Raw genomic sequence first — 22,995 nt, 5'->3', positions numbered from 1 at the left:
ATCAACAGATCTTTTTAGGTGCGGCAGGTTGACTCGGGTTTGTCGCTGTAGTTGCGTAGTTTGGCGGGGATGTGATTCTGTTCGTGACGTTCTCAGGCGGAGGGCGTCACGAATGGACATTCAGGTTGATATCGTCGGCCGTTTCAACGATGAACGGCTGAAAAAAGGGGGCGGCAACTGCTGCAAAGGATGGTCGAGCGCTCGACCGTCCGCATTCGGCGTTTGTCGAACGACCGGATCGAAGAGGCTCGCTTCGGGCGTTGGCTGAACAATGCCAAGGTAAGACTGGTGGAAATGGAATGCACGATCGGCGAGCAGATGCGGGCGCGCGTCGTCGGCCTGCATGTTCTGGCCATCCAGGACACCAGCGAATTGAACTATCAGGCCCATGCCGGACGAACGCGGGGCCTGGGCACCGTGGGCAATGGCCGGGACGCCGGGCTGTTCGTCCATCCGGTGCTGGCGGTCGAGGCCGAAAGCGGAGCTTGTCTGGGACTTGTCGGAGCGCAGGTCTACGCCCGTCATGAAACCGCGGCCAAGCACCGTCGGGCTCTGCCGATCGAGAGCAAGGAATCGATGCGCTGGCTGGAGGGCGCGCAGACAGCCAAGCACTATCTCGATACGGCCCGGCACGTCACGGTCGTCGCCGACCGCGAAAGCGACATCTACGAGGAATGGGAGCGGCTGCCGGAAACGGGTTTCGATCTTCTGACGCGGGCCTGCCGCGACAGGGCGCTGGCCGGAGGCGGCTACTTATACGCCTGGAGCGACGCGCTGGCGGTGGCGGAGCGCTTCACGCTGGACCTTCCCGAACGCCCCGGCAAGCGCTCGGCCCGCACGGCGACCCTGGAACTGCGCTACGGCGCGGTCGCGGTGAAACGGCCCAGGAACGGGACACACCCCGGCGCCGCACCGGCGCTCGCCCTTCGAATGGTCGATGTTCGCGAAGTGGACGCCCCCGCCGGAGAAGACCCGGTACATTGGCGGCTGCTGACGACACATCAGGTCGAGGACACCGCAAAAGCCTTGGAAATCGTGCTTTGGTACCGGCGGCGCTGGACCATCGAGCAGCTTTTCCGTACTCTCAAGACGCAGGGGCTGGATATCGAGTCGAGCCAGGTCGAAAGCGCCGACGCCCTTCAGCGGCTGGCTTTCGTCGCCCTGGTCGCCGCCACGCACATCCTGCAACTGCTCGGCGTTCGCGACGGCGTCCTGGTTCGCCCGATCGACGACACTTTCTCCGCACAGCAGGTCAGCGTCCTGATCGCCCTACAACCACGTCTGGAAGGCCGCACCGCCGCCCGCAAAAACCCACATCCGCCCGACACGCTGGCTTGGGCCGCATGGTTTATCGCCCGTTTGGGCGGCTGGGACGGCTATCCCAAATCCAAGCCGGCTGGACCCATCACTTTTGCCAGAGGCTACGCCCGTTTCGCAACAATGTGCGAGGGCGTAGCTCTCCGGCAAAAGATCTGTTGATAGACTAGCCGGAAACGGGAGAGGGGCTTTTCTCTGCCTGCGCCGATCGGATCATCGGGACGCCGCTGCTCCCGAAGGTCCGGGTCGTCGGCAGCGGAGATTTATCACTTTACTGCCCGGCTCCATGCGGTTAGTGGTAATACTTATGGAGAACGTGGAGTGCGCTGGTCATGGTGGTATTCGGGTCGCTGACGGTCGAGACCTTCCGAAGCGAGGTCGGCAACATGTTCTGGGTGGATACCGTGCCCAAGCCGGTCAGGATCAAGCTGATCCGCCTGAAGGAAGGCGTGCCGACGCTCCGCGATTTCCGCATTCCCTTCTCGCTGATCTTCGCCAGCCCGCGCGACACGCTGCTGCTGGAAGGCACCTACGATTTCAAGAGCGAGAGCGGGCGGGAGTTCCGGCAGGTCTTCATGGCGCCGATCCAGTCCAGCGGACCGATGCAGGAATACCAGATCATCCACAACTGACGGGCGCGGAGGCCGGCCGGCGCAGCGCCGGGGGCAGCCATTCCAGCGGGATCATCGGCGAGTCGGGCGTCATCGGAAGCTCGGTCACGCCCAGCCGGGCATAGAGCCTGCGCGCCGGATTGTGGGGCGCCACGGAGGCCCGCGCGACCTTCCCGCAGCGGACCGCCTCGGCGAAGATCACGTCCCTGATCACGATCCGGCCGCCGCCCACGCCCTTGCGCCCCGGCAGCATCGCGAGGTCGTGGAGCAGGATCTGGTCCGGCGGGTTGGAGAAGATCAGGCGGCCGACCGGCTCGCCGTCGCATTCGATGATCCACTGCTCCAGGTCCGGGTAAAGATGCCGCCAATTGTAGAGCTGCGAGACATGCAGCTGGCGCAGCAGGAAATCCTTCTGGTGCTGCGGCATGGGCATGTCGTCGAAATCCAGCGCCTTGGACGCGACGAAGATGCGGAAGAGGAGCGCCTCGTCGTCCGGATGCTCGGGCCGCAGGGTCAACCCGGGCCGGGTGGTCAGGATGCGGTCGCCGTCGCGGATCATGCGGAACGCCTTCTGGAGGAGGTAAGTCGGAAAGCTGGAGTCATAGGCCGTCCGGAGTATAATGCCGGAACGTTACACTTCCGGAAAGAGCCATGACATGACCGAAGCGACCGCCGCTCCCGACATCTTCACCCTGGAGGTTTTCACGCCGTGGATCGGCAAGGAGTTCTCGATCCTCCACCCGGACGTGCCGCCCGACTTCAAGCTGCGGCTGACCGGCGCCTATGATCCCAGCAAGGGGGCGTCGCACCCCAGGTTCCGCAAGCCGCTGACGCTCCAGTTCCGCGGGCCGGCCGATCCGCTGCTGGTGGAAGGGTTCTACGAGGTCGAGGCGGAGGGCACGGGAGTCCTCGGCTTCCACATCATCCCGAGCCTGACGCCCGACCGGGAGGAGAACGGCATGGGCTACCACGTGGCCTTCAACTGAGCGCTTCCGGGCCGCCGCGTCCCCACGGAGAGCGGCGGCCCGGCAACGTCGGATCACGGACGGGTCGGATAGAGACCGTTGATCGCGATGATGTAGTACAGGGGCAGGTAGGGCTCCCGGATGTTGAACGGCGTCGCGCCGGTCGGGGTGTTGGCGCCAACCGTCACGCCGCTGAGAGAAACGGTGCCGGTGCCGATGGGGGCTGCGGCACCGCCGCTGGCCGGGCCGTAGATCTTGACGGGGCTGACGGCAAAGGTGCCGGGGTCCTCGTAGCTGGCGGTCGCCAGCACGTTGCCGGTGCTCGGCCCGGCTTCGGTCGCCGGACCCTGGGTCCCGTTGATGGTCACCGAACCGGAGGCCGTCCCGCTCACCGGATGGGTATGCGCCGCCAGCGGAACGTTGGCCGTGGTCAGCGTCGCGGTGACGGACCCGCCCTTGACGCCGGTGTTGTACGGGGTGTTCACGCCATTGAGGCTCAGAATGCCCTGGCCGATGATGGTCCGGCCCGTCAGGTCCGGCAGATTGAAGTTCTGGCTGCCGTTGCCGCCGAAGGTGTTGCCGAGCAGCGAATACAGGGCGCTGTACTGGCTGACCTGATAGTTCTGCCCCTGACACGTGGACCAGTCCTGCGGGGCGAACTGGAACGCGACCGGCATGATCGTGCCCAAATACGGATCGGACATCTTCGACTCTTCCTTCCTGGTGCGATGGCGAAACATTCCGGGGCTACCCCCGCGGGGGGCCGCCGTTTCCCCCGCTCGGCCCTGGACCATCGAAGAACCGGATTTGCTTCGGTTCGTCCGAAAGGCTTAGGACCTCAGCCATGGCTACCCGAAATCCCGCGCGGATTGCATTGACAAAAACACTCGATGGATGAATCGATATCGCACTATGCGCTTTTCGAGAGGTATGCGGAGCTTTACGACCAATCCAAGGTACGGTGGTATGCCGGTCCGCAGGGTGCGGGAGAGATGGAACCGGCGAGGTGTGGCCGCCGGAGAGGGGGGATGCCTCGACTCGGAAGCGCTCGGGCGGCATCCGTCGGCATTCCGGGTCGCAGCGGCCCGGGCCCTTAACGAAAGATTAGTCCATTCGATATAGGTACATTGGTCAGCTTTGACCAAAACGCCGATTGGGTAGCTTCGATGAGTGGTTGGGATCCGGTCGATATCGATTATTTCAAGAAACAGGTGGGCAATGTTTTCACCGCCGCGGCGATCCCGCGGCCGGTGGAATTGCGGTTGATCCGCATCAGGGAGGGGGAGGAGGATCTTGAAACCGCCAATATCCCGTTCACCCTGACCTTTGCCAATCCGTCGGAGGAGCGGCTTTCCCCGGGCATCTACCACCTGACGAGCGAGGACGGGCGGGAGATTTCCTATGTCCCCCTGATCCCGGTCGCCTGCACCAAGCCGATCCAGCAATACCTGGCGGAGTTCGCCTGACGCGGAACGGCCGGTCCTCGTGATCGTCCGCCGGGACCGGCCGCGGGTGCATGATGTTGCACTATGGGCGCACCCTACGAACCCGAGGCGAAGGTGTCGCGGTGGCCGGCATGCGATGGCGTGCTATGCCGCCGGCATGGAATACCGGCGCGATCGGACCCCGGGCGGGTCGTACTTCTTCACCGTGGTGACCTATGGGCGGCGACCGCTGTTCGATGATCCGGCGACGGTCGGCTGGCTGCGCGCGGCTTTCCGCATCGTGAAGAGCCACCGTCCGTTCCGAATCGAGGCAAGCGTCGTCCTGCCGGACCATTTGCACATGATATGGACGTTGCCGGCGGGCGATTCGGACTATTCCACGCGGTGGGGCGCGATCAAGGGCCGCTTTACCGCTCTGCTTCCCCCGCATCTACGTCCCGACCCGCCGGGTGCCCGGACGAGACGCAACGAGCAGGCGGTTTGGCAGCGCCGTTTCTGGGAGCACCGGATCCGCGACGATGCCGATCACGAGCATTGCATGGCATACATCCATTGGAACCCGGTCAAGCACGGCCTGGTATCCGACCCCAACGATTGGCCCTACTCAAGCATCCACCGCCGGTAGGTTGCGCCCATGGCGCAACAGCCGCACCGGCGCTGCGGCGACCGGCGGGCGCGGACGCGCTGTGTTGCGCCATGGGCGCAACCTACCGGTGATACCGGCCCGAGTCGTAGCCGCATCGGCGCTGGCGTCGTAGGTTGCGCCCATGGCGCAACAGCCGCACCGGCGCTGCGGCGGCCGGCGGGCGTGGATGCGGTGTGTTGCGCCATGGGCGCAACTACGGTCACGTCCGCGGGAATCGCGGGTGTACCGTCGGCGTCTCTCCCGTCATCATTCCAGCCAGTTCTCAACCCGCAGGCCCGATACCCGCGAGAATTCCCGTGTATTGGCGGTAACCAGGGTCAGCCCAAGCACCATCGCATGTGCGGCGATCAGCAGGTCGTTCCCCCCGATCGACAGGCCGGCCTGCTCCAACTCGCACCTTATTCTGCCGTAGTCGGCATCGGCCGGCACGTCGAATGGCAGCACCGGTATCACGCTCAGGATTTCGTCGACCTTCCGGGTCAACTTGGGCGAAGACTTTCTTGCACAACCGTATCGAAGCTCCCCCGCGACGACGATGCTTGTGCAGAGGGCCTTGTCGCCAACCGACATGATGCGATGGGCGGCTTTGCCGGCCGGGTTCCTGATCAGGTCGGAAACGATGTTCGTGTCGAGCATGTACAGGGGTGCGGTCAAAATACGTCCTCGGGTTTCACCGGTTCGTCGGTGACCTCGGGAAACTCTTCGTCCAAAGGTTCCCATGTGGCGAGAAGGGCGAGAAGTCCATGCCTCGGCACTGGTTCAAGAACCAGCCTGTTGCCGTCACGGTGCATGATGGCCTCGTCGCCGGGCAGTTCAAACTCGACTGGTATTCTGACCGCCTGATTCCGGCCATTCCGGAAAAGGCGGACATGCCGCGAAGCGGGTTGCATTTTTCACCTCAATGATCATGGAGATGGCATATGGCAGCATATGCTTGTGCTTTTCCCTGGTGCAATAGGGAAAAAGGGCGGTACTCGCCCGACGCGAAATCCGGGGTTTGCCGGTAGGTCAAGGTTCGCCCTACGGCCAAGGCCGACCCATGTGTGTTGCCAATGCAACCGTCGGGCTGAGGTTGGTTGATTCAACACACAAGAACGGGCATTATACGCTTTCGACGTAACGCGAAAAGCGTACCGCTTCCGCCGACACGGTGGAAACGTAACCAAATCTGTGCTGCCCAGGGACACCGCCATCATGCCCGACGATCTGATCCGCCGCCAGGAACGTGCCGGTTTCCGCAGGCTGCTCGACCGGTTGAAGAGCGAAACTGCCGATGGCGCGCTCCGGGCTGGACAACCGGCGGCCAGCATGGCCCTGGCGCTGGAACCGCGCTTCATGTTCGACGCGGCGGGTGTGGCGACGGCGGTCGATGCGGCGGCGCAGGATGCAGGCGCCGATCCGCTGTTCGATGCCGCCGAGCAGCCGGTGGACCAGCAGCTTCTAGACGCGGCGGCGCAGGCGGCCGAGTCGGGCGGGACTCCCATACCGACCGCTCAAGCGTCCGGGAATGGCTATCAAGTGATTCGTGAAGCGGACGCGACGACCAACGGCGGACGGACGGAGGTTGCATTCATCGACACCAGCGTTGCCGACTGGCAGGTGTTGGCCGACGGCGTAAGCGCGGGCGTGGAGGTGGTGCTGCTGGATGGGACCAAGAGCGGTCTCGCGCAGATGGCGGAATGGTCACGGACTCACACTGGTTACGACGCCATCCATGTCGTCAGCCATGGTTGGGACGCCCAGCTCTACATCGGCACGGACTTTCTTTGGGACGGCTCGTTGGATCGGTACGAAGCCGAGTTGCAGGCTTTGGGCGCCTCCCTCAATTCTGACGGCGACATCCTGTTTTACGGGTGCCAGATCGCGGAGAGCGCCGAAGGGCTGGCTTTCATCAATCGGTTGCACGCCATCACCGGCGCTGACATCGCCGCCTCCAAGGACGTCACAGGCCTAGCCGTCCAGGGGGCCAACTGGATTCTTGAAGCGACCAGCGGCTCGGTCGCCGACTCTTCCGTGTTCACCGCGGCGGCGCTTGACGCATTCACGGGTTCGCTGGCCGACTACACGGTGACAAGTATTGTCGGCGGCACCGGGGCGGGCACGTTCGAAAAGGCCTACGCCGACGCCATCGCCGCCGGCGGCACGACGACGGCCAAGACGATCGGCTTTGATGCCACGCTGTTCAACCCGGCGACGAGGACCGTGGCGGAACGCACGATCACGCTGAACGCCAATCTTCCAAACCTCACCGTCGACCTTACAATCGACGGCGATGTCAACGGCGACGACATTCCCGACGTGATCATCAACGGGAACAGCAAAACGGGTATCAACGTCGTTTCAACCAACAATGTCGACGTAACCCTCTTAAGTGTTGAGTTCAGAAATTTTTCAAGTTCCGTCGTCACCGCTGCAACGGTCATTCGGCATGTAACCGCCGCAGTAGGCGGTTCTGTTACGATTTCGGATTCCCTTTTCTACAACAATTCAGCCACCGCTGCCAATCACCAGGGAGGAGTGATCGGGATCTCCGGTGCCGCCAGCTATTCAATCGACCGGAGCGTCTTCCATTCGAACAGCTCCGCCGGCTTCGGTGGTGCGGGCTCATTTAGTTCAACCGTCGGGGGGACCATAAGCAACAGTGTGTTCTATAATAATACGTCGACCGGGGCTGGCGCCCAGGGTGGCGGAGCCCTTCGAGTTGCCGCCGGGACTCACAATTATTACAATCTAACGGTCGTCGGAAACACCGCAACCGGAAACGCTGGTGGCATCTACTCTAGTGCGTCCACCAATACTACGGTGATCAACCTTTACGACTCGATCGTTGTCGGCAATTCGGCGGCGAGCGGTGCGGATCTCGGAACCTACGTCTCAAGTGGCGGTTCCGCAACGATCAATCAGACCAATGTGACCACGGGAAGCACGAGCGGCCTTTTCGTCAATGTCGGTTCGGGTTCCAACCGCGATCTCCGCCTTGCCTCCGGGGCGTCCGCCATCGATGCGGGATCGGCCACTTCCCCCTCGCCGAACGCCAGTTTGGACGCCTTGCTCAATCCGCGCACGGTCAGCACCAACGTCGATCGCGGTGCCTATGAATATGCTGCGGCGCGCACGCTCGACCTCGATGGCAGCACGGGCGGCAACAATTACGCGACGACCTACGTGTCGGGCGGCGTTGTCGTCGGCAACAACGTGTCGATCGGGTCACTTTCCGGCGACACCAATGTGCGCAGTGCGGTCATTACCATCTCGAACATTCAGGATGGCGCATCGGAAAGCCTGTCGCTGACGGGAACCCACAGCAACATCAACTCCGTCCTTTACGACTCTTCGACCGGAACCCTGCGGCTATACAGCAAGTCGGGCGCCAGCGTGGCCGACATGCAGGCGGCCATTGCGGCCGTCACGTACATCAATACTGCTGGTACGCCGACCGGTTCCTCGCGAACCATCAATATCTATGCATCTGACGCCTCGGACAGTGCCGTCGCGACGACGACAGTGAATTTCGGAGCAGCCGACTCCACCGCCCCCACCGCCGGCACAGTCACGGCCTCCAGCGTCACGACATCCGGCGGCACGTCTTACCAGTTCACCATCGCCTATTCCGATAATGTCGGCATCAACTCGTCCTCGATCGACACCAGTGACGTCACGGTCACCAAGGCCGGCGGCGGCACGCTGACCGTTACCGGCGCAAGCTGGAATTCCGGCACTGCCACCTACACGGTCATCCCGCCGGGCGGGTCCTGGGATTCCGCCGACAACGGCACCTACACCATTGCCATCGTCGGCAGCGAAGTGACCGACACCGCCGGCAACGCGGTGACCGCCAATGCCAGCGCCGGGACGTTCACGGTCAACATTGCCGCCCCCAACACCCCGCCCACCATCACCGAAGGCGCCGGTCCCCAGGCCGTCACCATGTCGGAGGACGGCAGCCCAACCGCCTTCAGCCTGACGCTCAACGCCTCGGACAACGAGCAGGCGGGATCGGCACTGACGTGGTCGATCTCCTCGGCGGCGTCGAACGGAACCGCAGGGGCCACCGGCACCGGCGCCTCCAAGGCCATCACCTACACGCCGAACGCCAACTTCAGCGGCTCCGACAGCTTCACGGTCCAGGTATCCGACGGCCAGGGCGGCACCGACACCATCACCGTCAACGTCACGATCGATCCGGTCAACGACGCGCCGGTCCTGACGGCCGGCACGCTGAGCGCGATCACCGTCAACGAGGACAGCTCCAACAGCAGCGGCACCACGCTGGGTCTGGGCGCGGTGACGTACGGGCCGGGCGGCGGCGCGGACGAGAGCGGGCAGACGCCGACCTACACCGTCACCGGCATCCCGTCCTTCATCACCCTGTGGAACGGTGGAACGCAGGTCAACGCCAACGGCACGCTCAGCCTCGCCGACCTCCAGGGCCTGACGTACCGGACGGTGGCCAACGCCAGCGGCACCGGCAACGTCACCTTCACCGTGGCGGACAACGGCGGCACCGCCAATGGCGGCAGCAACAGCCTGAGCCAGAGCCTGTCGGTCACCGTAACCGCTGTGAACGACCAGCCGGCGATCAACACGCTCGCGGGCGACTCGGTGACGTTCGTGGGCGGCGGATCGGCCGTGGTGATCGACCAGGCCCCGGCGGCCGGCGTCACCGACCCGGATGGTGCCGCCGACTTCAACGGCGGCAGCCTGACCGTGTCGATCGCGGCCGGGCTCCAGGACGGGACGAGCGAGGTGCTGGCGATCCGCAACCAGGGCACCGGCACCGGCCAGATCGGCGCATCGGGCGGCACCGTCACCTATGGGGGCGCCGCCATCGGCACCTACACCGGCGGCACCGGGTCCACGGCCCTGGCCATCACCTTCACCACCGCCAACGCCACGCCCGCGGCCATCGCGGCGCTGATCCAGAACATCACCTACCAGAACAGCGCCGGCACGCCCACCGCGGGCGACCGCACGGTGCGTTTCGTGGTGAACGACGGCGACGGCACCGCCAACGGCGGCGTTGCCGCCAGCCCCAACACCGACACCACCGTGTCGGTGGTGAACGCCCCCACTGTGGCTACGATCAACCGCACCACGCCGTCCGGGGCTCTCACCAACGCCGACGCCGTGACCTTCACCGTCACCTTCAGCCAGCCGGTGACGGGGGTGGACGCGACCGACTTCACGCTGACCGCCACCGGCAACGCGACCGGCACCATCGGCACGCCGGCCGGCAGCGGCACGACCTGGACCGTCCAGGTGACGAACATCACCGGGGACGGGACGATCCGGCTCGATCTGAACGCCTCGGGCACTGGCATCGCGAACGGGGGCACCGCCATCGTCGGCGGCTTCATCTCCGGCCAGACCTACACCCTCGACAATACCGCGCCCGGCGCGCCCACCACCACCATCGACCTGACGGCCGGCAGCGACACCGGCGGTTCGAGCAGCGACGACGTGACCAACGACACCACGCCGACCTTCCGGGTGTCGCTGGCCGGCACCAGCGCGGTCGAGAACGACACGCTGGAGCTGCTGCTGGGCGGGAACCCCTTCGGCACGCCGGTCACGCGCACGCTGTCCGGCACGGACATCTCCAACGGCTATTACGAGTTCACGCTGGCGGACGGCGCGCTGGGGGGGAGCGTGGCGAAGACGCTGACCGCGCGCGTGACCGACCAGGCCGGCAACGTGGGCACGGCGGGCGGCTCGCTCACCATGACGCTCGACACCGCCGTCCCGACGGTCGGCATCACCGACACGTCGGCCCACGCCTACACCGAGAACGGCACCGCCGCCGCCATCGCCGGCAGCGCCACGGTGACGGAGGCCGGGTCGCCCGGCTTCTCAGTGCTGGCGGTGCAGATCACCGCCAACGCGGAAGCCACGGACCGGCTGTCGCTGCTGACCGGCACCGACACCGGCATCAACGTCTCCGGCACCGACCTGCGCTCGGGCACCACCGCCATCGGCACCGTCACGGCCAGCAGCGTGACCGGCGGCACCGCCTGGACCATCACCTTCGGCGCGACCGCGACGGCCCAGAACATCCAGGACACCATCGCCGCCATCCGTTATGACAGCACGTCGGAAAATCCGGGCACGTCGAACCGCACCGTCTCCTTCACCCTGACCGACGGGGCGGGCAACGCCGGGACGGCCGCCACCCGCACGGTGGCGGTGACGGCCGTGAACGACGCGCCGACCGGAATCGCGCTGTCGGCTTCGGCCATCAGCGTCTTCGACGCGGCCAACACCGCGATCGGCACGCTGTCGGCGACGGATGTGGAGAGCCACACCGTCACCTTCACGCTGGGCACCGTCACCGGGGTGGACGCGAACAGCCAGCCGATCACGATCAACGGCACGCCCTTCACTCTGACCGGGACCAACAACGCCACGCTCCAGGCGGGCACCCCGTCGGCGCTCACCCCCGGCACCTACACGCTCTCCATCACCGCCAACGACGGCCAGGGCGCCAACAACACGACCACCAGCACGGTGACCGTCACCGTGTCCAACGATCTGGTGGTGACGGTCGCGGCCATCGACGGCGGCGCAGTCGCCGGCACCGTCACCGCGGAAACCGCCGACGGCACCGGTCCAGGCCTCGACCTGAAGGAGGCGTTGCACTTCGCCAACCAGGCCACCGGTTCGGTCACCATCCGGTTCGCCGAGGGGCTGCGGGGCTCGACCATCACCCTGGACGCCGGTTACACGTGCGCGACGGGGTCGGCTTCTCGTTCGACGACACGGCGGGCAGCGGAACGCTCGTCCTCTCCGGCCAGTCGTTCGCCCTGGGAGGGGCGTTCGCCGTGGCTGTCGGCACCGGCGACACGCTGACCATCAACTCCTCCCTGGGCGACAACGGGACCAACGTGTCGGCCCTGAGCAAGACCGGCGCGGGCACGCTGACCCTGGGCGGGACCAACAGCACCGCCAACACGGGTCTCAACACCATCGGCGTGTCCGAGGGCACGCTGTCGTTCGACGCCGATGCCAACCTGGGCACCGGGGCGATCAGCCTCGCTGCCGGCTCGACCCTGACCGTCACCACCCTCGGCGGCTCCGCATCGACCGACAACGCCATCACCCTGACGGGGTCCGGCACCGTCGCCATCGCCCTCGCCAACAACAAAAGCCTGACCCTGTCCGGGGCCATCGACGGGACGGGCGGGCTGAACAAGACCGGCAACGGCACCCTGACGCTCAGTGGGACCAACACCTATCAGGGCGGCACGATCGTCCCCAACGGCACGCTCAGCGTCACCGACGGCACCAACCTCGGCAGCGGCGCCCTCACGCTGAACGCGTCGAGTTCGGCCCACGGGCTGACCATCACCGGCACCGCGACGGGCGCCAACCGGATCACCAACGCGATCACGGTGTCGCAGAGCGCCACCATCACCAACGCCAACGCCGCCGAGTTGAACGGGACGATTTCCGGGACGGCGGTGACCCTCACCAAAGCCGGCGCCGGCACCCTTACCCTGTCGGGAAGCAACACCGATGCGGTCGGCTGGGACATTTCCGCCGGAACGCTGGCCGTCACCGGCGGCAGTGCTATCGGCAACGCCGCCGCGGTCACCCTGTCCGGCTCCGGCGTGTTCCAGGTGAGCGGCAACGAAACGATCGGCGCGCTGACCGGCAACGGTTCGGCCACCACCGACGTGACCATCGACAGCGGCATGACCCTGACCGCGACCTATGCCGGCAACGCCACCCTGGCCGGGGTGATCGGCGGGGCCGGGGCCTTCGCCAAGGCGGGGGCGGGCGTGCTCACCCTGACGGGCACCAACAGCTACACCGGGGCGACGACGGTGTCGGCCGGCGGGCTGAGCGTCGCCGGCGACGGCAACCTGGGCGGCGGCCTGCTGACGCTGAACGGCGGCACGCTGACGGTGACCGGCGCCACCACCATCGACAACCCGATCGAGCTGGGGTCGAACGGCGGCACGGTGAGCAATTCCGCCGCCGTCACCCTGTCCGGCCAGATCTCCGGCTCGGGGACGCTGACCAAGTCCGGCAGCAGCGCGCTGACGCTCAGCGGCAACAACACCTATACCGGCGCCACCACCCTCAGCCAAGGCGTCCTGATCGCCACGCACAACAACGCGCTGGGCACGTCGCAAGGCGGCACCACGGTGGCCAGCGGCGCCACGCTCCGGCTCGGCAACGGCATCACCATCGCCGACGCGCTGACGCTGAGCGGCACCGGCGTGAACGCCGGGTTCGGCGCGCTCAAGGTCAACGAGGGCACCGGTTCGGCGACCGTTATCGGCAATATCACCCTGGCGGCCGACACCGACATCGGGGCATACCAGAGCGGCGACACGCTGACCTTGAGCGGGGTGGTGTCCGGCGACTTCGCCTTGACCAAGGTCGGCAGCGGCACCGTGACCCTGTCGGGGGCCAACACCTATACCGGCGCCACCACCGTCTCGACCGGCACGCTGGTGGCGGCGCACGCCACCGCGCTGGGCACGACCGGCGGCACCACCACGGTCACCAGTGGTGCCGCGCTGGGCCTGTCAGGCGGCATCACGATCGCCGAGGCGATCGCCGGGCTGGCCGGCACCGGCATTTCCAGCGGCGGCGCGCTGGTCAACGTGAGCGGCGCCAACACGCTGAGCGGCGCCGTGACGCTGACCGCCGCCGCGACCGTCACCACCGCTTCCGGCACTACCCTGACCATCGGCGGCGCGCTGGGCGGCGGAGCGCAGGCGCTGACCAAGGCCGGTTCCGGTACGCTGATCCTGACCAGCACCGGCAACAGGACGGGCTTGACCAGCGGCGTCACGGTCTCCGCCGGAACGCTGTCGGTCGGCGCCAACGACGCGCTGACCGGCGGCACGGTGACCCTGAACGGCGGCACGCTCAGCCTGACCGCCACCGGCACCTACGACAACGCGGTGACGCTGAGCACCGGCGGCGGCACGGTCGATGTCGGCACCGGGATCACCGCGACGCTGTCCGGCAACATCACCGGCGCCAACGCCCTGACCAAGACGGGCGCGGGCGGCCTGACGCTGTCGGGCGCCAACACCTATTCCGGCGGCACCACCGTCTCGGCCGGCACGCTGACCGGCACCACGACCAGCCTCCAGGGCGACATCACGAACAACGCGGCCGTCGTGTTCACCCAGGACGGCTCCGGCACCTATGCCGGGATCATCAGCGGCACCGGCACACTGGAAAAGTCGGGCGCCGGCAACATCACCCTGACCGGCGTCAACACCTTCACCGGCGGCACGACGGTGTCGGTCGGCACGCTGACGCTCGCCAACACCAGCGGGATCACCCTGGCCGACACCGGCGCCGTGGCCGTCACAGGCACGCTCGCCCTGTCCACCAACGAGACGATCGACGCGCTGACCGGCGCCGGCACGGTGACGCTGGGATCGAACACGCTGACGGTCAGCCAGTCCACCTCCACCATCTTCTCCGGCGTCATCGGCGGCACCGGCGGCCTGACCAAGGCCGGGTCCGGCACGCTGACCCTGTCGGGCGTCAACACCTACACCGGCGCCACCACCATCTCCGCCGGCACCCTGTCGGTCGGCGGGTCGAACATCGCCGACACCAGCGCCGTCACCGTCACCGGCACGCTGCTGCTGACCGGCAGCGAGACGATCGGCTCGCTGGCCGGCGCCGGCACGGTGACGCTGGGGGCCAACACGCTGACCACCGGCGGCAACGGTGGCGACACCACCTTCTCCGGCACGATCGGCGGCGCTGGCGCGCTGACCAAGGCCGGCTCCGGCACGCTGACGCTGTCGGGCACCAATTCCGGTGCGAGCTTCACCACCACGGTTTCCGCCGGCAGGCTGAGCATCGCCGCGGAGTCCAACCTGGGCACCGGCGCGCTGACCCTGGCCGGCGGCACGCTGGCCTTCACCGGCACGGGCGCGCAGAGCATTTCAAAGGACATCACCCTGGGGACGGGCGGCGGCACGATCAGCTACGCCCTGACCGGCGGCACCGACGAGTTGACCCTGTCGGGCACCATTTCCGGCACGACCTCGCTGACCAAGCAGGGCGCCGGAACGGTCAAGCTGACCGGCATCAACAGCGGCGGGTCGAACACCTGGACGACGGAGGTCAGGGCCGGCACGCTGTCGGTCGGCGCCGACGCCAACCTGGGCCAGGGCACGGTCAGCCTGAATGGCGGCACGCTCAATGTGACGACCGCCGCCATCATCGACAACGCCGTCGATCTGGCCGGGGCCGGCGAGATCCAGACGACCGCCGCGACGACGCTGTCGGGCGTGATTTCCGGTTCCGGCGCGCTGACCAAGACCGGATCGGAAACACTGACCCTCAGCGGCAACAACACCTACACCGGCAACACCACCATCAGCGCCGGCACGCTGCTGGCGACGCACGCCAACGCGCTGGGCGCGACCGCCGGCGGCACCTCGGTCACCAGCGGCGCCGCGCTGGCGTTGCAGGGCGGCATCATGGTCGCCGAGGCGATCACCGGGCTGGCGGGAGCCGGTGTTTCCAGCGGCGGCGCGCTGGTCAACGTCAGCGGCGCTAACACGCTGAGCGGCAACGTCGCGATGACCGCCAATACGATAATCACCACCACGGCCGGCACCCTGACCGTCAGCGGCATCGTCAGCGGCGGCTTCGCCGTGACCAAGGCCGGCGCCGGCACGCTGACCCTGTCGGGCGTCAACACCTACACCGGCGCCACCACGGTTTCGGCCGGCACGCTGGCAATCTCCGCCGACAGCGGCCTGGGCAACACCGCCTCCACGCTGACGCTGGCCGCCGGCACGACGTTCCAGGTCACCGGCGGCGCCACCATCGACAACGCGGTGGCGCTATCCGGCGCCGCCACGATCCAGACCGACGCCGCCGTGACCCTGTCCGGCGCGTTCTCGGGCGGCGCCCAGGCGCTGACCAAGACCGGCACCGGCACGCTGACGCTCTCGGGCTCCACCAACAAGACCGGCCTGACCGGCGGCGTCACCGTTTCGGCCGGCACGCTGGCGGTGGCAAGCGACGCGGCACTGGTCGGCGGCACCGTGACGCTGAACGGCGGCACGCTGAGCCTGACCGAGACCGGCACCTTCACCAACGCCATCGCCCTGGGCACCAATGGCGGCACGATCGAGGTCGCCGCCACCAAGACCGGAACGGTTTCGGGCGTCGTCAGCGGTTCCACCCTGCTGACCAAGACGGGCGCCGGCACGCTGGCGCTGACCGCCGCCACAAACACCCACACGGGCGCCACCACGATTTCGGCCGGTACCCTGTCGGTCAGCGGCGGCTCGTCCCTGGCCGACGCGGGTGCCGTGACGGTCGATACCGGCGCCACCTTGCAGCTCGCCTCCGCCGAAACCATCGGCTCGCTGGCCGGAGCCGGCAACGTCGTCCTGGGAGCCGGGCTGATGGCGGGCGGCGACAACACCAGCACCACGTTCTCCGGCGTGATCTCCGGCGCCGGCAACGGTCTGACAAAGATGGGCACCGGCGTCCTGACCCTGTCGGGCACCAACACCTACACCGGCTCCACCATCGTCTCCGCCGGCACCCTGTCGGTGAGCGGAACGAACATCGCCGACACCAGCGCCGTGACCGTCACCGGCACGCTGCTGCTGACCGGCAACGCAACCATCGGCTCGCTGTCCGGCGCCGGCGCCGTCACGCTGGGCACGCACACACTGAAGGTCAACCAGAGCGGCGACGACACCTTCTCCGGTACCATCGGCGGCACCGGCACGCTGACCAAGGCGGGCGCCAACACCCTGACGCTGTCGGGCACCAATTCCGGAGCGAATTTCACCACCACCGTGTCGGCCGGCGCGCTGAGCGTGGCCGGGGACGCCAACCTGGGCAGCGGGAGGGTGACGCTGGACGGCGGCACGCTGACCGTGACCGGGACCGGCATCGATATCGACAACCTTCTGGAAATGGGCGCCAACCACGGCACGGTCGGCAACGCCAACGCGGTCACCCTGTCCGGCGTGATCTCCGGCAGCGGCGGCCTGACCAAATCAGGCGCCGGCACCCTGACGCTGTCCGCCACGCAGGCCCACACCGGCACCACCACGGTGTCGGCCGGCGCGCTGAGCGTCGCCGCCGACGCCAACCTGGGCAGCGGGAAGGTGACGCTGAACGGCGGCACGCTGACCGTGACCGGCAGCGGCGCCGATATCGACAACCTGGTCGAACTGGGTTCCAGCGGCGGCACGGTCAGCAACGCCAATGCCGCCACCCTGTCCGGCGTGATCTTGGGCAGCGGCGGGCTGACCAAATCAGGCGCCGGCACGCTGACGCTGTCGGCCACGCAGACCCACACCGGTACGACCACGGTGTCGGCCGGCACGCTGAGCGTGGCCGCCGACGGCAACCTGGGCAGCGGCGCGGTGACGCTCAACGGCGGCACGCTGACGGTGACGGCCGCCGCGAACATCGACAACGCGATCACGCTGAACAGCAACGGCGGCACCGTCTCCATCGGCACCGGCATCGCCGCCACCCTGTCCGGCGCGGTCGGCGGCTCGGGCAGCCTCACCAAGACCGGGGAGGGCACCCTGCTGGTGACTGGAACCAAGACGGGGACCGGCGCGGTCACTGTGTCGGGCGGCACGCTGGGCGGTACCGGAAGCGTGAGCGGCGCGGTCACGGTGAATAGCGGCGGCACGGTCGCGGCCGGCACCAGCCCGGGCACGCTGACGCTCAACAACGGGCTGAGCGTCGCGTCGGGCGGCACCCTGTCGGCCGAGATCAACGGCACCATCGCCGGCACGAACTACGACCAGATCGTGGTGAACGGTACCGTGACCGTGACCGGGGCGACGCTGTCGATCACGCTGGGCTACACGCCGACGCTGGGCCACAGCTTCACCCTGGTCAGCAACGACGGCGACGACCCGGTGACCGGCACCTTCAGTGGCCTGTCGCAGGGGGCCACCCTCACCCAGGGCGGCAAGACCTTCCAGATCTCCTATACGGGCGGCACCGGCAACGACATCGTGCTGACCCACGTCAACAACGCGCCGGTGCTGGACACCAGCCAGTCCCCGGTGCTGACCAGCATCGCGGAGGACGTGGCGGACGCCTCCAACACCGGCACCAGCGTCGCCACCCTCGTGGTGGACAGCTCGATCACCGACCCGGACGGCACGGCGGTCGAGGCTATCGCGGTCACCGCCGTGGACAACAGCCACGGCCTCTGGCAGTACTCGACCGATAACGGGGCGAACTGGTTCAGCTTCAACGCCACCACCGGGCAGTCGGTCGACCTCTCGTCCGCCTCGCGCCTGCTCGACGGCACGCTGACCGGCAGCAGCACGCACAAGATCCGCTTCGTGCCCGATGCCAACTGGAACGGCGGCACCGCGACCATAACCTTCCGCGCCTGGGACAAGACCTCCGGCACCGCCGGGAGCACCGCCAGCACGTCCAGCAACGGCGCGCTGACGGCCTTCTCCTCGGCCACCGACACCGCGTCGATCGCCGTCTCGGCCGTCAACGACGCGCCCGGCTTCACCGGCGGCGCCACCCTGACGGCGGTCAGCGAGGACACCACGGCACCGTCGGGCGCCACGGTGAGCAGCCTGTTCTCGACGCTGCTCTCCGACAGCACCGACGCGGTGACCGGCGGCAGTCCGGCCAACACGCTGGCCGGCATCGCCATCTCGGCCGATGCCAGCACCGCCGGTCAGGGCACCTGGGAGTACACGACCGACAACGGCACCAACTGGCACGCGGTCGGCACCGTTTCGACCTCGGCGGCGCTGCTGCTCGACACCAGCGCCAAGCTGCGCTTCGTGCCGGCCGCCCACTTCAACGGAACGCCGGGCGATCTTACCGTGTTCGCGGTTGACAACTCCTCCGCCACCACCTTCACCAGCGGCACCACCCGCACGACCTTCAACACCACCACCGACGACGGCACCTCCAAGGTGTCGGTGGCGGGCGTCTCGCTCGGCACCTCGATCACCGCGGTCAACGACGCGCCCGGCGCCACCGGCGGCGCCACCCTGGCAGCGGTCAACGAGGATACCGCGGCCCCGGCGGGCGCCACGGTGACCAGCCTGTTCTCGACGCTGTTCTCCGACAGCACCGACACGGTGACCGGTGGCTCCTCGGCCAACGCGCTGGCCGGCATCGCGATCTCGGCCGATGCCAGCACCAGCACGCAGGGCACCTGGGAGTACTCGACCGACAGCGGCACCAACTGGCATGCGGTCGGCACCGTCTCGACCTCGGCGGCGTTGCTGCTCGACACCAGCACCAAGCTGCGCTTCCGGCCCGCTGCCGACTTTAACGGCACGCCGGGCGCGCTGACCGTGTTCACGGTGGACAACTCGACCGCCACCACCTTCACCAGCGGCACCACCCGCGCGACCTTCGACACCACCACCGACGACGGCACCTCCACGGTGTCGGCAACCGGCGTCTCGCTCGGCACCTCCATCACCTCGGTCAACGACACGCCCACCCTCGACCTGGACGGGGGTGGCGGAGCGACGGGCACCACGGTGACGCTGGCCAACGCCGCCAACGGCCTCGCCAGCGCCACCGCCCTCGACATCGATGGCAACTGGAATTCCGGCACGCTGACGGTGCAGCGGGTGACCTCGGGCGGTGCCGCCGACGGCAGCGTCAATGACGTGTTCAGCTTCCTGTCCGGCGTCGGATCAACCGGGTCCATCGCCCGCGGTTCCGACAGCACCGGCACCCTTTCCGACAACAGCACGCAGTTCGGCACCTGGGCCTACACCTCGGCAAGCGGCCGGCTGGTGGTCACCTTCGACACCAACGCCACCAACTCCCGGGTGCAGACGCTGGTCCGCAACATCGGCTACGCCAACGCCACGCCCTATGGCGACACCACGGTGCGCTTCACCCTGGCCGACGCCAATGCCGCATCGGTCACGGCGGACGTGTCGGTCACCAGCTCGACCATCTATGCCGACCTCAGCGCCGACACCGACAGCGACGGCGACGCCGCCGACGGCTTCTCCTTGCGCGAGGCGCTGGCGCGCGGTGTGGCGCAGACGGGGGCGGACACCATCAAGGTCAAGCTGGCCGACAATTCCACCGTCACGCTCGCCACAAGCGTCACGATCGGGGCCGGCGACACGCTGGACTTCGACGAGGCGAACGGCCTGACCCTCGCGCGCAGCGGCACCGCCGTACTCACCCTGGGTGGCGCGCTGACCCTCTCCAACGGCGCCGGCGACACCGCGACCGTCAGCGCGCCGCTCGCCGGCAGCGCGGCGCTGACCAAGACCGGTGCCGGCACCGTCACGCTGTCGGGCACCAACACGCGCACCGGCGCCACCACGGTTTCCGCCGGCACGCTGTCGGCCAGCGGCGGCTCGGCCCTCGGCGATACGGGTGCCGTGACCGTCGCCTCGGGCGCCACCCTGTCGCTCGGCGCGGACGAGACGATCGGCTCGCTCGACGGCGGCGGCACCGTCTCGCTGGGGACCAGTACGCTGACCGCCGGCGGCGACAATACCTCGACCAGCTTCTCCGGCGTGATCGAGGGCACCGGCGGGCTGACCAAGGCCGGCACCGGCACGCTGATCCTGACGGGCGTCAACACCTACACGGGGACCACCACGGTCTCGGCGGGCGGCCTGACGCTCAACAACGGCAGCGGCACGGCGCTGGCCGACGGCAGCGCGGTCTCCGTGACCGGCACGCTGACCCTGTCGTCCGCCTCCGAGACGATCGGCGCGCTGTCCGGGACCGGCACGGTCGCGATCGGCGCCAACGCGCTGACGGTCAGCCAGAGGGCCGACACCAGCTTCACCGGCGGCCTGACCGGCACCGCGGCCGGCCGCCTGACCAAGAACGGCGGCGGGGCCCTGACCCTGCAGAACGCCGACAACAGCACCAACTTCCTCGGCGCCACGACGGTGTCCGGCGGCACGCTGGCCGTCGGCAAAGCCAGCCCGTCGGCCGTCAGCGGAGTGGGCTCCCTGGGGGCGGGGACGCTGACGCTGGACGGCGGCACCCTGAGCGTCAGCGGACAGGGCCAGCAGGTCTTCGCCCAGGCCGTCACCCTCGGCAGCGGCGGCGGCACGATCCACACGACGGTCAACACCAAGCTGAGCGGCCAGGTCACCGCGGCGGCCGGCGTCACCCTGACCAAGACCGGCTCCAGCGGCGTGCTGACGCTGAGCAACACGTCCAACAGCACCAGCTTCGCCGGCAACATCACGGTGGCCGCCAACGGCAGCGCGGTGGAGTTCGGCGACAGCTCGGGGGTTTCCGCCACCCAGGCCAACACCGGCACGATCACGCTGGGAGCGAGCACCACGCTCCAGCTTCCCACCCTCGGCAGCGCCGCGACCCTGACCCTGGGCAACGCGGTGGTGCTGACCGGCAACGCGACGGTGCAGACCTCCAACAGCATCCTGACCCTGTCGGGCGCCGTCTCCGGCAGCTTCCAATTGAGCAAGTTCGGGTCCGGCACGCTGGCGCTGGGCGGCACCAACGGCTACGGCGCCACCTCTGTCAGCGGCGGCACGCTGAGCATCGGCGCCGACGGCAATCTCGGGTCCGGCACGGTGACCCTGAACGGCGCGACCGTGACCCTGGTGCTGGGCGACGGGGCGGCCGTCGACAACGCCGTGGCGATCGGCGGCAGCGGCGGCCGGGTGACGGTGGCCAGCGGCGCCGCCGCCACCCTGTCGGGCGTGATCTCCGGGTCGGGCGCGCTGACCAAGGACGGCGAGGGCACGCTGACCCTGTCGGGGAACAACACCCATAGCGGGTCCGCGACGGTATCGGCCGGAATCCTGGTCGCCGGGCATGCCGGCGCGCTCGGCACCACCGCCGGCGCCACCACCGTCGGCAGCGGCGCCACGCTCCAGATCGGCTCCGGCGTGACGGTCGCCGACGCGGTGACGATCAGCGGCACCGGCGCCAGCGGGATCGGCGCGCTCTACGCGGCGTCCGGCACCGGCACCCTGTCCGGCGCCGTGACCCTGGCGGCCGACGCGACACTGGGCGCCGCCTCCGGCGCCACGCTGACCCTGACCGGCGGGATCACCGACGGGTCCTCGGCCTTCAACCTGACCAAGGCCGGCGCCGGCACCCTGGCGCTGACCACATCAGCGTCCAGCTATGACGGCACCACCACGGTGTCGGCCGGCACCCTGTCCATCGACGCCGACAGCCGCCTGGGCGGCGGCAAGCTCGTCCTCGCGTCCGGCACCACCTTCCAGGTGACCGCCGCCACCACGGTGGACAACGCCGTGGAGCTGACCGGTGCCGCGACCATCCGGACCGACGCCGACGCCACCGTCAGCGGCGCGCTGTCGGGCGGCGCGCAGGCGCTGGCCAAGACCGGCACGGCCAAGCTGACCCTGACCAACACCGCCAACGAGGCGGGGCTGACCGGTGGCGTGACCGTTTCCGCGGGCACCCTGGCGGTGTCGGACGACGACGCGCTGGTCGCCGGCACGGTGACGCTGAACGGCGGCACGCTGGCTGCGACCGCCACCGCCACCATCGACAACGGCATGGCCCTCGGCGCCGGCGGCGGCACGATCGACCTGTCCACCGCCTCCCTGACCCTGGCCGGGGTGATCAGCGGCAGCGGGGCGCTCGCGGTCGGCGGCACCAGCGCCGCCAACGTGCTGTCGCTGACGGGCGGCAACACCAACAGCGGCGGCGTGACGCTCGGCAACGGGATCGTCCAGGTCGGCTCGAACACCGCGCTCGGCACCGGCACGATGACCGTCCAGGGCGGCAAGATCCGCGCCGGCGGCAGCAACAGCTATACGCTGGCCAACGCCGTCGCCATCGGCGGCACCTTCACCATCTCCGGCTCGGGCGCGCTGACCTTCACGGGCGCCGTCGATCTGGGCGGGGCGGCCCGCACCGTCGACAACTCGACCAGCGCCGACCTGACCTTCGGCGGCGTCATCGGCAACGGCGGACTGACCGTCGCCAGCATGGGGGCCGGCAAGGTCGTCCTGTCCGCGACCAACACCTATGCCGGCGGCACCTCGGTGACGGCGGGCACGCTC

General features: G+C 68.2%; 12 protein-coding genes (1 of these 12 only partly in view). 8 read left to right on the top strand and 4 right to left on the bottom strand.

All coding sequences use genetic code 11. From position 1 onward, the window contains the following. The first annotated feature begins 189 nt into the window (after positions 1-189). Both JL101_RS22870 and JL101_RS22865 read left to right on the top strand, forming a co-directional pair. The gene (locus JL101_RS22870) at positions 190-1,479 is read left to right on the top strand and encodes an IS4 family transposase (RefSeq protein ID WP_228434914.1); all 1,290 of its coding nucleotides are present in this window, start codon (positions 190-192) and stop codon (positions 1,477-1,479) included. Positions 1,480-1,649: 170 nt separating this feature from the next. Continuing rightward, positions 1,650-1,949, top strand: a complete 300-nt coding sequence (locus JL101_RS22865; protein WP_203102791.1) for a DUF6916 family protein — start codon at positions 1,650-1,652, stop codon at positions 1,947-1,949. On the opposite strand, the gene JL101_RS22860 is transcribed toward JL101_RS22865, so the two are convergent. After that, the gene (locus JL101_RS22860) at positions 1,936-2,487 is read right to left on the bottom strand and encodes a GNAT family N-acetyltransferase (protein WP_203102789.1); all 552 of its coding nucleotides are present in this window, start codon (positions 2,485-2,487) and stop codon (positions 1,936-1,938) included. The two genes, JL101_RS22865 and JL101_RS22860, sit on opposite strands and share 14 nt — an antisense overlap. A 97-nt stretch (positions 2,488-2,584) precedes the next feature. Between JL101_RS22860 and JL101_RS22855 the strand changes: the two genes are divergently transcribed. Continuing rightward, positions 2,585-2,914 carry a DUF6916 family protein gene (locus JL101_RS22855; RefSeq protein ID WP_203102788.1) on the top strand — a complete coding sequence of 110 codons (330 nt, stop codon included), beginning with the start codon at positions 2,585-2,587 and terminating at the stop codon, positions 2,912-2,914. Positions 2,915-2,967: 53 nt separating this feature from the next. Here the strand turns inward: JL101_RS22855 and JL101_RS22850 are convergent, their stop codons facing one another. Then, a complete protein-coding gene (locus JL101_RS22850; RefSeq protein WP_203102786.1) occupies positions 2,968-3,597 on the bottom strand; it encodes a phage tail protein in 630 nt (209 codons plus the stop codon). Positions 3,598-4,020: 423 nt separating this feature from the next. Between JL101_RS22850 and JL101_RS22845 the strand changes: the two genes are divergently transcribed. Both JL101_RS22845 and JL101_RS22840 read left to right on the top strand, forming a co-directional pair. Continuing rightward, positions 4,021-4,359, top strand: coding sequence for a DUF6916 family protein (locus JL101_RS22845; protein ID WP_203102785.1), 339 nt, complete (start codon positions 4,021-4,023; stop codon positions 4,357-4,359). 136 nt (positions 4,360-4,495) lie between these two features. Beyond that, positions 4,496-4,963, top strand: coding sequence for an REP-associated tyrosine transposase (locus JL101_RS22840; protein ID WP_228435090.1), 468 nt, complete (start codon positions 4,496-4,498; stop codon positions 4,961-4,963). 267 nt (positions 4,964-5,230) lie between these two features. On the opposite strand, the gene JL101_RS22835 is transcribed toward JL101_RS22840, so the two are convergent. Next, the gene (locus JL101_RS22835; RefSeq protein WP_323374682.1) at positions 5,231-5,638 is read right to left on the bottom strand and encodes a type II toxin-antitoxin system VapC family toxin; all 408 of its coding nucleotides are present in this window, start codon (positions 5,636-5,638) and stop codon (positions 5,231-5,233) included. After that, positions 5,635-5,796: an antitoxin gene (locus tag JL101_RS36935; RefSeq protein ID WP_456115348.1), complete on the bottom strand. Its 162-nt coding sequence runs from the start codon at positions 5,794-5,796 to the stop codon at positions 5,635-5,637. The genes JL101_RS22835 and JL101_RS36935 overlap by 4 nt, the downstream gene beginning before the upstream one ends. On the opposite strand from JL101_RS36935, the gene JL101_RS37115 reads away from it, so the two are divergent. The 3 genes from JL101_RS37115 to JL101_RS22815 all read left to right on the top strand — a co-directional run. Then, positions 5,728-5,889: a hypothetical protein gene (locus tag JL101_RS37115; RefSeq protein ID WP_323374681.1), complete on the top strand. Its 162-nt coding sequence runs from the start codon at positions 5,728-5,730 to the stop codon at positions 5,887-5,889. The two genes, JL101_RS36935 and JL101_RS37115, sit on opposite strands and share 69 nt — an antisense overlap. 289 nt (positions 5,890-6,178) lie before the next feature. After that, positions 6,179-11,830 (top strand): DUF4347 domain-containing protein, encoded by a 5,652-nt coding sequence (locus tag JL101_RS36555; RefSeq protein WP_203102781.1) that lies wholly within the window; start codon positions 6,179-6,181, stop codon positions 11,828-11,830. Further along, positions 11,803-22,995 carry the beginning of an autotransporter-associated beta strand repeat-containing protein gene (locus tag JL101_RS22815; protein WP_323374741.1) on the top strand. It continues 14,454 nt past the right edge of the window, so 11,193 of the gene's 25,647 nt are visible here — the first part of the coding sequence; its start codon is at positions 11,803-11,805; its stop codon lies beyond the right edge, outside the window. Before JL101_RS36555 ends, JL101_RS22815 begins: the two co-directional genes overlap by 28 nt.

This window comes from Skermanella rosea (assembly GCF_016806835.2).
In the GTDB taxonomy this organism is placed as follows: domain Bacteria; phylum Pseudomonadota; class Alphaproteobacteria; order Azospirillales; family Azospirillaceae; genus Skermanella; species Skermanella rosea.
The sequence above is the reverse complement of the archived record's forward strand: the minus strand, read 5'-3'. Positions and strand labels throughout refer to the sequence as shown.

Excerpts from the sequence above, each read along its gene's own strand:
- JL101_RS37115 (WP_323374681.1), top strand. The coding sequence starts at position 5,728 with ATGCCTCGGCACTGGTTCAAGAACCAGCCTGTTGCCGTCACGGTGCAT.
- JL101_RS22855 (WP_203102788.1), top strand. The coding sequence starts at position 2,585 with ATGACCGAAGCGACCGCCGCTCCCGACATCTTCACCCTGGAGGTTTTC.
- JL101_RS22850 (WP_203102786.1), bottom strand. The coding sequence starts at position 3,597 with ATGTCCGATCCGTATTTGGGCACGATCATGCCGGTCGCGTTCCAGTTC.
- JL101_RS22865 (WP_203102791.1), top strand. The coding sequence starts at position 1,650 with ATGGTGGTATTCGGGTCGCTGACGGTCGAGACCTTCCGAAGCGAGGTC.
- JL101_RS22870 (WP_228434914.1), top strand. The coding sequence starts at position 190 with ATGGTCGAGCGCTCGACCGTCCGCATTCGGCGTTTGTCGAACGACCGG.
- JL101_RS22840 (WP_228435090.1), top strand. The coding sequence starts at position 4,496 with ATGGAATACCGGCGCGATCGGACCCCGGGCGGGTCGTACTTCTTCACC.
- JL101_RS36555 (WP_203102781.1), top strand. The coding sequence starts at position 6,179 with ATGCCCGACGATCTGATCCGCCGCCAGGAACGTGCCGGTTTCCGCAGG.
- JL101_RS22860 (WP_203102789.1), bottom strand. The coding sequence starts at position 2,487 with ATGATCCGCGACGGCGACCGCATCCTGACCACCCGGCCCGGGTTGACC.